Source organism: Pseudomonas sp. MG-9 (genome assembly GCF_018729515.1).
GTDB classification, from domain to species: Bacteria; Pseudomonadota; Gammaproteobacteria; order Pseudomonadales; family Pseudomonadaceae; genus Aquipseudomonas; species Aquipseudomonas serboccidentalis.
In genome coordinates this window covers 421,834-435,855 of sequence record NZ_JAHHZH010000006.1, presented here as the reverse complement: position 1 = coordinate 435,855, position 14,022 = coordinate 421,834, and the positions used below count along the sequence as shown (strand labels likewise).

Annotated in this window: 11 protein-coding genes; 9 read left to right on the top strand and 2 right to left on the bottom strand. The window is 62.4% G+C overall.

Annotation, left to right across the window (positions count from 1 at the left end):
• The first annotated feature begins 75 nt into the window (after positions 1–75).
• The 5 genes from KKQ10_RS18450 (at position 76) to KKQ10_RS18430 (ending at position 5,540) form a co-directional block, all read left to right on the top strand.
• A complete protein-coding gene (locus KKQ10_RS18450) occupies positions 76–969 on the top strand; it encodes an NAD-dependent epimerase/dehydratase family protein (protein WP_215501908.1) in 894 nt (297 codons plus the stop codon).
• A 366-nt stretch (positions 970–1,335) separates the two neighbouring features.
• Entirely contained in the window at positions 1,336–2,685 is a 1,350-nt protein-coding gene (locus tag KKQ10_RS18445) for a GntP family permease (RefSeq protein ID WP_215501907.1), read from the top strand.
• A gap of 15 nt (positions 2,686–2,700) precedes the next feature.
• On the top strand, positions 2,701–3,561 hold the full coding sequence (locus KKQ10_RS18440; RefSeq protein WP_215501906.1) for a MurR/RpiR family transcriptional regulator: 861 nt from the start codon (positions 2,701–2,703) through the stop codon (positions 3,559–3,561).
• Position 3,562: 1 nt separating this feature from the next.
• Positions 3,563–5,020, top strand: coding sequence for an N-acyl-D-amino-acid deacylase family protein (locus tag KKQ10_RS18435; protein ID WP_215501905.1), 1,458 nt, complete (start codon positions 3,563–3,565; stop codon positions 5,018–5,020).
• A 151-nt stretch (positions 5,021–5,171) separates the two neighbouring features.
• Positions 5,172–5,540, top strand: coding sequence for a glyoxalase superfamily protein (locus KKQ10_RS18430; RefSeq protein ID WP_127650122.1), 369 nt, complete (start codon positions 5,172–5,174; stop codon positions 5,538–5,540).
• Between the two features lie 60 nt (positions 5,541–5,600).
• Here the strand turns inward: KKQ10_RS18430 and KKQ10_RS18425 are convergent, their stop codons facing one another.
• Positions 5,601–5,966, bottom strand: coding sequence for a DUF6124 family protein (locus KKQ10_RS18425; protein ID WP_127650120.1), 366 nt, complete (start codon positions 5,964–5,966; stop codon positions 5,601–5,603).
• A 481-nt stretch (positions 5,967–6,447) separates the two neighbouring features.
• On the bottom strand, positions 6,448–7,464 hold the full coding sequence (gliR, locus tag KKQ10_RS18420) for an AraC family transcriptional regulator GliR (protein WP_215501904.1): 1,017 nt from the start codon (positions 7,462–7,464) through the stop codon (positions 6,448–6,450).
• A 211-nt stretch (positions 7,465–7,675) separates the two neighbouring features.
• On the opposite strand from gliR, the gene KKQ10_RS18415 reads away from it, so the two are divergent.
• The 4 genes from KKQ10_RS18415 to KKQ10_RS18400 all read left to right on the top strand — a co-directional run bounded on the left by KKQ10_RS18415 (position 7,676) and on the right by KKQ10_RS18400 (position 13,983).
• Entirely contained in the window at positions 7,676–9,271 is a 1,596-nt protein-coding gene (locus KKQ10_RS18415; RefSeq protein WP_215501903.1) for an FAD-binding oxidoreductase, read from the top strand.
• Positions 9,272–9,276: 5 nt separating this feature from the next.
• Positions 9,277–10,869, top strand: coding sequence for a glycerol-3-phosphate dehydrogenase/oxidase (locus KKQ10_RS18410; RefSeq protein WP_215501902.1), 1,593 nt, complete (start codon positions 9,277–9,279; stop codon positions 10,867–10,869).
• A 20-nt stretch (positions 10,870–10,889) separates the two neighbouring features.
• Positions 10,890–12,458 carry an FGGY-family carbohydrate kinase gene (locus tag KKQ10_RS18405; RefSeq protein ID WP_215501932.1) on the top strand — a complete coding sequence of 523 codons (1,569 nt, stop codon included), beginning with the start codon at positions 10,890–10,892 and terminating at the stop codon, positions 12,456–12,458.
• 229 nt (positions 12,459–12,687) lie between these two features.
• Positions 12,688–13,983: a phospholipase C/P1 nuclease family protein gene (locus KKQ10_RS18400; RefSeq protein WP_215501901.1), complete on the top strand. Its 1,296-nt coding sequence runs from the start codon at positions 12,688–12,690 to the stop codon at positions 13,981–13,983.
• Positions 13,984–14,022 lie beyond the last annotated feature (39 nt).

Genomic DNA, 14,022 nt, shown 5'->3' with positions numbered 1-14,022 from the left:
GCCGGTGGCGGGTTTTTCCGCCAGGGTTACCGGTCGATACTCGCTGCATCACTTATTCACGCAGGGAGTTTCTCCATGAATGTATTCATCACTGGCGCTGCCGGATTTATCGGCGGCTCCATCGCCACCGGCCTGGTCCAGGCCGGGCACACTGTCACAGGCCTGGTGCGCAGCGCCGAACAGGCTGATGAGCTCAAGGCATTGGGCATCACTCCGGTGATCGGCACCCTCGAAGACAGCACGCTGCTGGCCGATCAGGCCCGCGCCGCTGACGCGGTGATCAACGCCGCCAGCAGCGACCATCGTGGCGCCGTCGAAGCCTTGCTCGACGCCTTGCGCGGATCGAACAAAGTGTTCCTGCACACCAGCGGATCGAGCATCGTCGGCGATGCCTCGGGCGGCAAATCCAGCGACGTCATCTATTTCGAAGACAACCTGCCGGAGCCTACTGTCGACAAAGCTGCCCGCGTGGCGATCGACAACTTGATCCTCGCGGCGGCGAAGGATGGCGTGAACTCGGCGGTGATCTGCAACACGCTGATCTACGGCCACAGCCTGGGTGTGCATCGCGACAGCGTGCAATTGCCGCGACTGTTGAAACAGGCCCGCAAGAGCGGTGTGGTGCGCCATGTCGGGACCGGGCAGAACATCTGGTCCAACGTGCACATCGAAGACGTCGTCGCCCTGTACCTGCTGGCGCTGACCAGGAACGTGCCGGGCACCTTCTACTTCGTCGAAAGCGGCGAAGCCTCGTTCATCGACATGACCACCGCCATGGCCCAAGCCCTGAACCTCGGCCAGCCACAAGACTGGCCGCTGAAAGACGCCGAAGCCGAATGGGGTTACGAAATGGCCAACTACGGCCTCGGCTCCAACAGCCGCGTACGCGGCAAACACGCCCGCGAACTGCTGGGCTGGGCGCCGAAGCGTACGTCGGTGGTGGACTGGATTCGTAACGAAATGGTGTGAGTCCACGCTACACCGTGTGAAGCCATTCGCGAGCAAGCCCGCTCCCATAGGTTGATCGCATTCCTTCGGCCAGAATGCGGTTCACTTGTGGGGGCGGGCTTGCTCGCGAAAGCGGTGTATCAGTCAAACAGTCATGTTTTGACGCACCGCTATCGCGAGCAGGCTCACTCCTGCAGGTTTTTGCGTTCGGCAGAGGAACATGTAAATCCCGCCCCGTGATTTTCATTAATCACGACAAGACATATCCGTTAGCGACACGCCTTATCTCTCTACGAAAATTACTTTCATGGCGTTTGAAAACTCGATCTCGAAATGATTTATGAGTTTCACAACCCATTCGAACGTGACCCTTTCGAGGAGTACCGCATGACGCCTTCCTTCGGCTATTGGCTGCTGATGTATGCCGCCGTCGCCATCATTGCGTTGATCGTGTTGATCGCCCGTTACCGGCTCAATCCGTTCATTGTCATCACCCTGATTTCCATCGGTCTGGCATTGGTGGCGGGGATGCCGCCGTCGGCTGTGGTGGGGGCGTATGAGGCCGGGGTAGGCAAGACGCTGGGGCATATTGCGCTGGTGGTCGCGCTGGGGACGATGCTCGGCAAGATGATGGCCGAATCCGGCGGCGCGGAGCAGATGGCGCGCACGCTGATCGCGAAATTCGGCGAGAAAAATGCGCATTGGGCGATGGTCTGTATCGCGTTTCTGGTCGGCTTGCCGCTGTTCTTCGAGGTGGGCTTTGTGTTGCTGGTGCCGATTGCCTTCACCGTGGCGCGGCGGGTGGGTGTGTCGATTCTGATGGTTGGCCTGCCAATGGTTGCCGGTCTGTCGGTGGTGCATGCGCTGGTGCCGCCGCACCCGGCGGCGATGCTCGCGGTGCAGGCGTATCAGGCATCGGTCGGGCAGACCTTGCTGTATGCGATTGCCATCGGCATTCCGACCGCGATTATCGCCGGCCCCCTGTACGCCAAATTCATCGTGCCGCGCATTCAACTGCCGGCGGATAACCCACTGGAAAAACAATTCCTCGACCGCGAACCGCGCGACAAACTTCCGGGTTTCGGCATCACCATGGCGACCATTCTGTTGCCGGTAGTGCTCATGCTGATGGGTGGCTGGGCCAACCTGATTTCCACGCCGGGCAGCGGTTTCAACCAGTTCCTGTTGTTCATCGGCAACTCGGTGATCGCGCTGTTGCTGGCCACGTTGTTGAGTTTCTGGACGCTGGGCATCGCCCAGGGTTTCAACCGTGAATCGATCCTCAAATTCACCAACGAGTGCCTGGCACCGACCGCCAGCATCACCTTGCTGGTGGGCGCCGGCGGCGGCTTGAACCGGATTCTGGTCGACGCCGGCGTGACCGATCAGATCGTCGGTCTGGCCCACGAATTTCACCTGTCGCCGCTGATCATGGGCTGGCTGTTCGCTGCGTTGATGAGGGTCGCCACCGGTTCGGCGACCGTGGCCATGACCACCGCATCCGGCGTGGTCGCGCCGGTGGCCATTGGTCTGGGTTATCCACACCCGGAGCTGTTGGTGCTGGCGACCGGCGCCGGCTCGGTTATTTTTTCCCACGTCAACGACGGCGGCTTCTGGTTGATCAAGGAATACTTCAACATGACGGTCGCGCAGACGTTCAAGACCTGGACCGTGCTCGAGACGCTGATCTCACTGGTCGCTTTCGGTCTGACCGTCGGCCTTTCTTACCTGCTGTAACCGGAGCCAGCCGCCATGGACATCCTTTATCAGATCCGCGCCCGTCAGGACTCCTTCAGCGCCGGCGAGGGGCGTATTGCCCGGTTAATGCTCGACGATGTTGGCTTTGCCGCGAGCGCCAGCCTCGAAGATCTGGCGCAACGGGCCGAGGTCAGCACCGCCACGTTGTCGCGTTTCGCCCGCACGGTTGGCTGCCGCGACCTGCGTGATCTGCGCCTGCAACTGGCTCAGGCCAGCGGCGTTGGCAGCCGTTTTCTCGACCCGGCGGGTACGCCTGAACAGTCGGCGTTCTACGGGCAGATTGTCGGCGATATCGAAACCACGCTGCGCCAGCATCTGGCCGGGTTCGACGAATCACGCTTCGCCGATGCGGTGAAAATGCTCGGCCAGGCGCGGATGATTCATGCGTTCGGCCTGGGCGGTTGCTCGACCCTGTGCAGCGATGAGTTGCAGGTGCGGCTGGTGCGTCTCGGCTACCCGATTGCGGTGTGTCACGACGCGGTGATGATGCGCGTCACCGCTGCCAGCCTGAACGCCGAACAGGTGCTGATTGTCTGCTCGCTGACCGGCATCACCCCGGAGCTTTTGGAAACGGTCGGGCTGGCGCGCAACTACGGCGCCCGCATCCTCGCCATCACCCGCGCCGACTCGCCTCTAGCCGAGTTGGCCGACATCCTCCTGCCGCTGCAAGGCGCGGAAACCTCGTTCATCTACAAACCGACGGCGGCGCGTTACGGCATGCTGCTGGCCATCGACGTGCTCGCCACCGAGCTGGCGCTGGCCTGTCCTGAAGACAATCAAGAGCGTCTGCGACGGATCAAACTCGCCCTCGACGAATACCGTGGCGGCGACGATCACCTGCCGCTGGGAGACTGACATGCAGTACGACACGCTGATTCGCAACGCCCTGGTCATCGATGGCAGCAACGCACCGGGCTACCGCGCCGATGTGGCGATTCTCAACGGCCGCATCGAGCGCATCGGCGACCTGCGCGATGCCCGCGCCACAGAAGAAATCGACGCCACCGGCCGCGTGCTCGCACCGGGTTTCATCGACGTGCACACCCACGACGACACCGTGGTCATCCGCCAGCCCGAGATGCTGCCCAAGCTCAGCCAGGGCGTGACCACGGTGATTGTCGGCAACTGCGGGATCAGCGCCTCGCCAGTGAGTTTGAAAGGCAATCCGCCGGACCCGATGAACCTGCTCGGCACGGCGGCGGCCTTCGTCTATCCGCGTTTCAGCGATTATCGCGCTGCCGTCGAAGCGGCGAACACCACGCTCAACGTCGCCGCACTGGTCGGCCACACGGCACTGCGCAGCAATCACCTCGACGACCTGTTCCGCACCGCCACGCCAGACGAAATCGCCGCCATGCGCGAGCAATTGCGCGACAGCCTGGAGCATGGCGCTTTGGGTTTATCCACAGGCCTGGCTTACGCCAGCGCTTTCAACGCGTCCACCGATGAAGTGAAACAACTGACCGAAGAACTGACGGCATTCGGCGCGGTGTACACCACCCACCTGCGCAGTGAGTTCGAACCGGTGCTGGAGGCGATGGACGAAGCGTTCAGCATCGGCCGCCACTCACAGTCCCCGGTGATCATTTCCCACCTCAAATGCGCCGGTGTCGGTAACTGGGGGCGTAGTCCGCAGTTGCTCGCGGCGCTGGAGGAGGCCGCGAAAACCCAGCACGTGGGTTGCGATTGCTATCCCTATGCGGCGAGTTCTTCGACGCTGGATCTGAAGCAAGTCACCGATGCCCATCGCATCACCATCACGTGGTCGACACCGCACCCGCACGTCAGCGGTCGCGATCTGATCGACATCGCCGCCGAATGGAATGTGCCGCTGCTGGAAGCGGCCAAGCGCCTGCAACCGGCGGGCGCCGTGTACTACGGCATGGACGAGGCGGACGTACGAAAAATCCTTGCGCATCCATTGTCGATGGTCGGTTCTGACGGACTCCCGGAAGACCCATTCCCGCATCCGCGCCTGTGGGGTGCTTTCCCACGGGTGCTCGGACATTTCTGTCGCGATGTCGGGTTGTTTCCACTGCACACTGCCGTGCACAAAATGACCGGTCTGTCGGCGGCGCGCTTTGGCTTGAAGGCGCGCGGCGAGATTCGTGAAGGTTATTGGGCGGATCTGGTGTTGTTCAATCCGGCGACGGTGCGTGACGTGGCGGATTTCCACGACCCGCAGCGGGCGGCGCAGGGGATCGATGGGGTGTGGGTCAATGGCGTGCTGAGCTATCGCGACGGACAGGCCAGTGGTCGCCGGGAAGGGCGGTTTTTAGCGCGGGACGGAGATTTGCGCGAAGGTTTCAATTGATTGTCAAGCCCCTGTAGGAGCTGCCGCAGGCTGCGATCTTTTGATCTGCGCCCCATAGTGGCACTCTGAGATTAAAGAATGTCGAAACCAAGCCGAATCGCTGACATCCAGCCCAGTGACACTCTTGGGTCAATCAGTCAGGGAGCACCCCATGAGCTTCGGCAAAACCACCCCGATCCTGCGGATCTTCGATGAAGCCAAGGCGTTGGAATTCTACGTTGATTTCCTCGGTTTCAAGATCGATTGGCAGCATCGCTTCGAAGCCAACTTCCCGTTGTATCTGCAGGTGTCCCGTGGCGAGTGCGTGCTGCACCTGTCCGAGCATCATGGCGATGCGACACCGGGTTCGGCGTTGCGCATCGAGACCGATGAGCTGGAGGCGTTTGAGCAGCAGTTGCTGGCCAAGGATTACAAGTTCTCGCACCCGGGGATTCAGGCGATGCCGTGGGGGAGTCAGGACATGACGATTGCTGATCCGTTTGGTAATCGACTGGTGTTTACCAACGCGATCAGTCTCTGAGCCGAGCCATACAAAAAAGCCCGCTGCCCAACCATTAAGGTCTGGCAGCGGGCTTTTTCGTTATTCGGTCGGCACTAACGTATCGAGCACGCGATTAACGGCGATTTCCGCCACCATCACCACCTGCGCGATGCCTTGCAGGGTCTTGCGGTGCGAGCCTTCCAGCAGGCCGGCGAAGTCGTTGAGCATGACGGTGGCCGAACCAAGGGTTTCGCAAGCGTCGGCCAGCAACGGTTCGGTGCCACTGGCCGGGTTGGCCATGTAGAGGCGATTGGGCTGGTAAGGGGTGGCCATGATGGCGGGCGTCGGCGGGCCGAGATAGTGATCGAGGGCGCGCTCGGCGGCTTCGTGGAATTTCTTTGATTCGGGTGTTTCGTAGGGGGAGGCCGGATCGGTGTCCGGTGGGTTTGGCGTAACTTTGAACATAGGCTGTGTTCCCGTTATTGAGCGCCAGCCCCTTTGCTACTAAACGAAAGGGTGGCAGCTGTACGCAGGTTAGTAGACCGGGGAACTCAGCTTAAGCCGGCGCGCCGAAGCGCCCTACGTACAGCCACCATCAAGCTCAGGTATGCAGCACCTGTGATGAATGTACGACCAACCGAATTACCTCGGGCTACTAAACCCGATCACTGGGAATCAGTGACGGAATCAAGTTACCGATGGGCTCCAAGGCGCACAAGCCGGCGGATTCTGGCTTAGCCGTAGGCAGCGGCGCAAGGATTTGTGGGTGGTTTCGCGTAACGCTGAGTGTCCTTAAACATCTGCGCAAAAAAATGTTTATTGCGTTATGGCGGCTGGCCTCATCGCGAGCAGGCTCACTCCTACAGTGAGCTGTGCCGAACACAAAATCTGCGTTCACTGAAGTTCAACTGTAGGAGCGAGCCTGCTCGCGATGGCGCCAGTCCCGTCACCCCCGATGCATCTGCCGAAACTCCCCCAGCGGCATCCCGCGCCGGCTCTTGAACGTGCGGTGGAACGACCTCGGCTCGGTAAACCCCAGATACTGCGCAATGTCCTGAATCGGCAGTGTGCTGTTCAACAGGTAATGCTCGGCCAACTCCTGGCGCAGGTCATCGAGGATTTGCTGATACGACGTCCCCGCCTGATGCAACTGGCGTTGCAGCGTACGCACCGACACTGCCAGTTGCTCGGCCACCTGTTCCTTGCGCGGCAAGCCTTCCTTGAGCAACTGGCGCAGGATGCTTTTGACCCGCTGCTGCAGCGACGCATCCTCCAGCGTCGCCATCAGGCCCATCGCGTGTTCTTCCAGAGTGCGCAGCAATTGCGCATCGGCCTGGCGCAACGGCAATTGCAGGTATGGCAGCGGCACGATCAGCGCTGAATAAGGTTTATCGAAAAAAACCGGGCAAGCGAAAAAGGCTTCGTACTGCGCCGGGGTGGTTTCGGCCGGGCAGGAATGTTCCAGCCACACGGCGGCGGGCGACATCTGCGTGTCGGCGATCCAGCGCGCATAGTGCAGCCACGAACCGAGGACGTTTTCCACCAGATGCCGGCGAATCCGTGGGCGCTCGTAGCGGCAAGTCCAGATCAGGTGCACGTGGCCGTCCTGCACTTCGGCACGGCTGACGCCCATGTCGCCCACCAGCTTTTCGAACGGCATGATCCGGCTCATGGCCTCACCCAGGGTCGCGCAGTTCATGGTGATGTAACCCAGCACGCTCCAGGAATTGGGCAAGACGAAGTTCGCCGCGTTGAGACCGAACAGCGGATCGCCCGAGTGTTCGCAGAAGTAATCCAGCAGGCGCTCATGCACCTCACCCGGCAGGCGCAGGGTGTTGTCGCTCAACTGCGCCCCCTGCAAACCGGCCGCCGCCAACGCCGGCTCGATGGCCATGCCCAATTGCTCGGCATGGCGCACGTATTTGAGCAGCGGCGGAACGGAGGTGAAGCCGAGCGATTGCATGATCCAGTTCCCTTGATCAAGGCCTGCATGAGCGAATGAATGGCTGAAAGGTAATTTGAAACCACGGCTAAAGTAAATGGCTGGCACTTGCGCGACGTTTGACTCAATTGGCTACTCGAACTGGCCGGATGCGACCGTGACACTTTTTGGCCGCTGACTAGTATGGAGGCCTGCCACATCACTGATCAGACAGCATAAGAAGGACACACGCATGCGACGCTGGAACGGCTGGGGAGATGCAACCACGGTGGTCGAACTGCCGGCCCAGGGCGCGAGTTTTCTCAATGAACGGCTGGGGGCCGGGCGCGCGCTGCCCGATGCCACGCTGGAGGCGGCATTGACGCGGGTGCCAGTCTCGCGGCTGGCGCCGCACGCCTTGTACAGCGTCGATGCCCATGATCGACTGCTGCACGCCCGGGGCCAGAGCCTGCCGGACTGGCTGGCGCTGCGCGAGGGCGCACTGGGCAACTATCCCGACGCCGTGGCGTTCCCCGAAACCGCCGAGCAGATCCGCCAGTTGCTGGCGCTGGCCCATGAGTGCGACCTGTGTCTGATTCCCTACGGCGGCGGCACCTCGGTGGCCGGGCACATCAATCCGCCGGACTCGGCGCGGCCGGTGGTGACGGTGTCGCTGGCGCGGATGAATCGCCTGATCGACCTCGACGAGGTCAGCCAACTGGCGACGTTCGGCCCCGGTGCCAGTGGCCCGCAGGTGGAAAGTCAGCTGCGCGCCCGGGGCTACACGCTGGGGCATTTCCCGCAGTCGTGGGAGCTGTCGACGCTGGGCGGTTGGGTCGCCAGTCGCTCCAGTGGTCAGCAGTCGTTGCGCTACGGGCGCATCGAGCAGTTGTTCGCCGGCGGCACCTTGGAAACCTTTGCCGGACCGTTGGACATTCCGACTTTCCCAGCCTCGGCGGCGGGGCCTGATCTGCGCGAAGTGGTGCTCGGCTGCGAGGGCCGTTTCGGGATCATTTCCGAGGTGAAGGTGCGGGTCAGTCCGTTGCCTGCCGATGAGCGTTTCTACGGGGTGTTCCTGCCCAGTTGGAGCAAGGCGCTGCAAGCGATCCGCCAGTTGGCGCAGGCGCGGGTGCCGCTGTCGATGCTGCGTTTATCCAATGCGGTGGAAACCGAAACCCAACTGGCGCTGGCCGGCCATCCGCAGCAAATCGCCTGGCTGGAAAAGTACCTGAGCCTGCGCGGCGCCGGTGAGGGCAAGTGCCTGCTGACCTTCGGCGTGACCGGCAATCGTCGACAGAACGCGTTGTCCTTGACCCAGGCCCGGCAGCATCTGAAAGCCTTCGGCGGCGTATTCACTGGCACCTTGCTCGGCAAGAAGTGGGCGCAGAACCGCTTCCGTTTCCCTTACCTGCGCGAGAACCTGTGGAACGCCGGTTACGTGGTCGACACCCTGGAAACCGCCACCGACTGGAGCAACGTCGACCACCTGCTCAACCTGATCGAAAACAGCCTGCGCGACGCCCTGGCGGCGGAGGGCGAGCGGGTGCATGTGTTCACCCACCTGTCCCATGTCTACGGCGAAGGTTCGAGTATCTACACCACCTACGTGTTTCGTCCGGCGGCGGATTACCCGGCGACGCTGGTGCGCTGGCAGGCGCTCAAGCACGCGGCCAGCCAGACCATCGTCGACAACCACGGCACCATCAGCCACCAGCATGGCGTGGGCAAGGATCACGCGCCGTACCTGCTGCGCGAAAAAGGCGCGCTGGCGATGGACACCTTGCGGGCGCTGAGCGAGCACTTCGATCCGGCCGGGCGCCTCAACCCCGGCACGTTGTTGCCGGAGTGACGACCATGAATCAGGACTGGAACGCCGCGTGGCGCCAGCAGATTCTGCCGACATTGGCGGCCGAAACCTGGGACCTGATCGTCATCGGCGGCGGCATCAGCGGTGCCGGCATCCTGCGCGAAGCGGCGCGGCGTGGCTGGCGTTGTCTGCTGCTGGAACAACGGGACTTCGCCTGGGGCACCTCCAGCCGATCGTCGAAAATGGTTCACGGCGGTTTGCGCTACATCGCCAAGGGCCAGTGGCGTCTGACCCGCGATTCGGTGCGCGAACGTCAGCGTCTGCTCGACGAAGCGCCGGGGCTGGTGGAACCGATGAGTTTCATGATGCCGCACTATCGCGGCGGCTTTCCCGGGCCGCGGGTGCTCGGTGGTTTGTTGTCGGTGTATGACGCGTTGGCGGGGCGGCGCAGCCATTGTTTTCATGACGCGCAGCAACTGCGTTTTCTGGCGCCGGGGGTGAAGGAAAACGACCTGCTCGGTGGCACCTGTTTCGTCGATGCGCTGACCGATGACGCACGGTTGGTGATGCGCGTGTTGAGCGAAGCGCGGGCCGATGGGGCGGTGGTGCTCAACGGCGTGCGTGTCGAACAGTTGCTGCGCGAAGACGGGCGGGTGTGCGGGGTGCAGATTGAAGACTGCGAAGCCGGCGGGTCGCTGCAATTACGCTGTGGCGTGCTGGCGGTGGCGACGGGTGCCTGGGCGGAACGCCTGCGTTTGCCCGAGGCGCCAAGGCAATTGCGCCCGCTGCGGGGCAGTCATTTGCTGCTGCCGGGCTGGCGCCTGCCGGTGGCGCAGGCGTTCACTTTTCTGCATGAGCGCGACCGTCGGCCGGTATTCGTTTTTCCCTGGGAAGGCGCGACCGTGGTCGGCACCACCGATCTCGATCATCGCGAGGATCTGGATCAGAGCGCGAGCATCAGCGCAGAAGAACTGGACTATCTGCTCGCCGCTTGCCAGCAACAATTTCCCGGCGCTGAAGTGGTCGCCAGCGATGTGCTCTCGACCTGGTCAGGCGTACGCCCGGTGGTCGGCAGTGCCAGCGCGCCTCAAGACAAACCGTCGAACGAAACCCGTGAGCACGTGCTGTGGCAGGAGCCGGGTTGCGTGACTCTGGCCGGCGGCAAACTGACCACGTTTCGCCCGCAAGCCATCGAAGTGCTCGAGGCGTGCGCCGGCATGCTCGGTCGTCATTTCGTGGATGACGCTGCGCCGGTATTCGCTGCCGTGCCGCCACTGACTATTCCCGGACTCAGCCCCCAACAGTGGCGCCGCCTGGCCGGACGCCATGGCCGCGACTTGCCGAGGCTGGCGCAGTTGATCACTGAATTGGGCCACGACACCGTCGGCAACACCGACACCTTGTGGGCGGAACTGGCGTTTGCCTGTGAAGCGGAAATGGTCCTGCACCTCGATGATCTGTTGCTGCGCCGCACCCGTCTGGGCCTGTTGCTGGCGCGTGGTGGCGAAGATCATTTCGTCGCCATTCGCCAGTTGTGCCAGCCACGCCTGGGCTGGGACGATGCACACTGGCAGCAAGAGCTGCAGCGTTACCGAGCGTTGTGGCAGCGCCATCACGGTTTGCCGGAGGCCACGCCTTGATGCCCCTTGAAGAGAGCGCCATGGATAACCACCCGCACAAGCGTTACCTGCTGGCGATCGACAACGGCACCCAAAGCGTGCGCGCATTGCTTTTCGATCTGCAGGGCAATCTGCTGGGCAAAGGCAAGGTCGAGTTGCAGGCTTACTTCTCGACGCAACCGGGCTGGGCTGAGCAGGATCCGGAGTATTACTGGGCGAAACTCGGCGAGGCTTGCCAACAGGTGTGGGCGCAAACCGGGATTGATCGTTCGCACATTGCCGGGGTATCGCTGACCACCCAGCGCGGCACGGTGATCAACGTCGATGCCGAGGGCAAGCCGCTGCGCCCGGCGATTCTGTGGCTCGATCAGCGCCAGAGTGAAGTCGAGGGCGGAATCAAGGGGCCATGGGGCTGGCTGTTCAAACTGGTCGGCGCGCAGGCCACCGTGGATTATTTTCGCGCCCAGGCCGAGGCCAACTGGATCGCCAGACACCAGCCTGATGTATGGGCGGCGACCGACAAGTTTTTGCTGCTCTCGGGGTTTCTCACCCATCGCCTGTGCGGACGCTTTGTCGATTCGGTGGGCTGCTGCGTCGGCTACCTGCCATTCGATTTCAAACGGCTGAAATGGGCCGCGCCCAGCGACTGGAAATGGCAGGCGCTGGCGGTGCGTCCCGAGCAATTGCCGACCTTGCACAAACCTGGCGAAACCCTCGGCTACATCAGCGCCGAAGCCAGCCGCCACACCGGGATTCCCGAGGGCTTGCCGCTGATTGCGGCGGGCGCTGACAAGGCTTGTGAAGTGGTCGGTTCCGGCGTGGTCGACACGAGCACGGTGTGCCTGTCCTACGGCACCACCGCGACGATCACCAGCACCCGCTCGCGCTATCTGGAAATCGTCCCGTTGATCCCGCCGTATCCGTCGGCAGTGCCGGATCAATACAACTGCGAGGTGATGATTTATCGCGGTTACTGGATGGTCAGCTGGTTCAAGAACGAGTTCGGCCTGCGCGAGATGCAGCAGGCCAAAGAGCAGGGTATCGAGCCCGAGCAGCTGTTCGATGCACTGGTCAACGCGGTGCCGCCGGGGTCGATGGGCTTGATGCTGCAACCCTATTGGTCGCCGGGGATTCGCGAGCCGGGCGTCGAGGCCAAAGGCGCGATGATCGGCTTCGGCGATGTACACACCCGCGCGCACATTTACCGGGCGATTCTGGAGGGGCTCGCGTACGCGTTGCGTCAGGGCATGGAGAAGATCGAGAAGCGCTCGAAGGTCTCGATCAAGCGTCTGCGGGTGGCCGGTGGCGGCTCGCAGAGCGATGCGGCGATGCAGCTCACGGCGAATATTTTTGGCCTGCCGGCGGAGCGTCCGCATGTGTATGAAGCGTCCGGATTGGGCGCGGCGATCTGCTGTGCGGTGGGGTTGGGGTTGTACGCGGATTTCCCGGCGGCGATAGCTGCGATGACTCGAGTCGGGGCGGTATTCACTCCGCAACCCGAGGCGCAGCAAGTTTACGAGCGCTTATACAAAGAGGTGTATTTGCGTATGTACCGCCAGCTCAAGCCGTTGTACCAGAGCATCCGCAAGATCACCGGTTACCCCGCTTAACCAGACACCGAAAATCCCCTGTAGGAGCTGCCGAAGGCTGCGATCTTTTGATCTTGTTTTTAAAGAATCAAAGTCAAAAGATCGCAGCCTTCGGCAGCTCCTACACAGGTGCGGGGTGAGCCTCATATGGCGCTATCGGAGACTTTTTCTGGTGAGATTGGACAGTGTCAGCGCCGGGGGCGGTTGTTAGGCTCAACCCCCACAGCACCTCCAATAAGAACTAAAAGCAATGAAGCTGACCTTTCTCCTGTTGCTGCTTTGTGCAATGGCCCCGGCGGCGTGGGGCTGGTCGAATCACACGGTGGGCAGCTATCTGGCGTTGCAGGCGCTGCCGGCCCTGCGCGATGCGCCACCGGTTGCGGTCGAGCCGCTGGAGCGCTTTCTCACCGAGCAGTATCCGGCCGTGGTGGCGCTGCTGGAGCAACAGGAAAGCTTCGCTCGTGAACACTTCGCCCAGTACCCGCCACGCCCCGACAATCTGAAGTTGCCCGCCGTGCCGGGCGACAATCTGCGCCACGACTTTCTCACCGCGCTGCGGCTCAATCCGCGCATTCATCTGGCGATGGTCATTCAACCGCTGCCGGGTCAGGACCTGCCCGAGCGTGAACACCTGCCGGCCGATCAGGTGATGGTCGAGCAGACGCTTTCGCCGTGGAATCGCCAGCGCTTCATTCGCGTGGCCGACGGCGAGACCGTCGCGCCGCTGGCGGTGGTGGCGAGCGCTGCCGATGAGCCGGATTACGGTCACGACATCAACCTGTTCAGCGACAACCCCGGCGAGGTCGGCGCACTGTACGGCTTCGGCCCGCAGCCGTTCGGCGATGAGCGCTTTCAGTACAGCTCGCAGGCGCCGTTCCACATGGGCTTCTTCCATGAGAGCGCGGTGGTGTATGCCGCCGCCGGATTTCTTCAGCGCAGTTGGCCGGACTGGCGCGCCTATCAGTACATGGGGCTGGCGCGACTGGCGTTCGCCACTGGCCATTCTTACTGGGGCTACCGCTTTCTCGGGTGGGGCGTGCACCACGTGCAGGACCTGACCCAGCCCTATCACGCCAAGCCATTGCCCGGGGTCGAGCTGCCGAGTTTGTTGTTATTGGAGGGCAAGGCGCTGGCCGGTTTTGCGGATGACAAGCAAGCCTCCATCGAACGCGTCGCCACCCGCCACATGGAAATCGAGAAGTACCAGGCGACCTGGTTGCGCCGCGTGCTGCGTGCCGGTCAACCGCATCCGATGCTCGCGGCCTACGCCGATGTGGCCGAGGACAAACGTTATCCAGCCTACTCGGTGGACTACCTGCGCGAGGTGGTCAGCGCCGAGTCGGTGGACGATTCCGCCGCGTTCGATGACGCCATCGGCCAATGGCTGCAGACGGCGCCGGCGACCAGCGATTTCCGCCGCGGCAACCAACTGCAGCGCGAGACGTTCGAGCATCCGGCGCTCAATCAGCAGTTGTTCAAGTTGCTCGGGCATTTCGGCGCGCACAGCCGGATTTATGTCAGCGCCGCACTGACGCCCCGGCCATAGCGGTAATGCACCCCACAACAATAAAACCAGGGAAAGAGG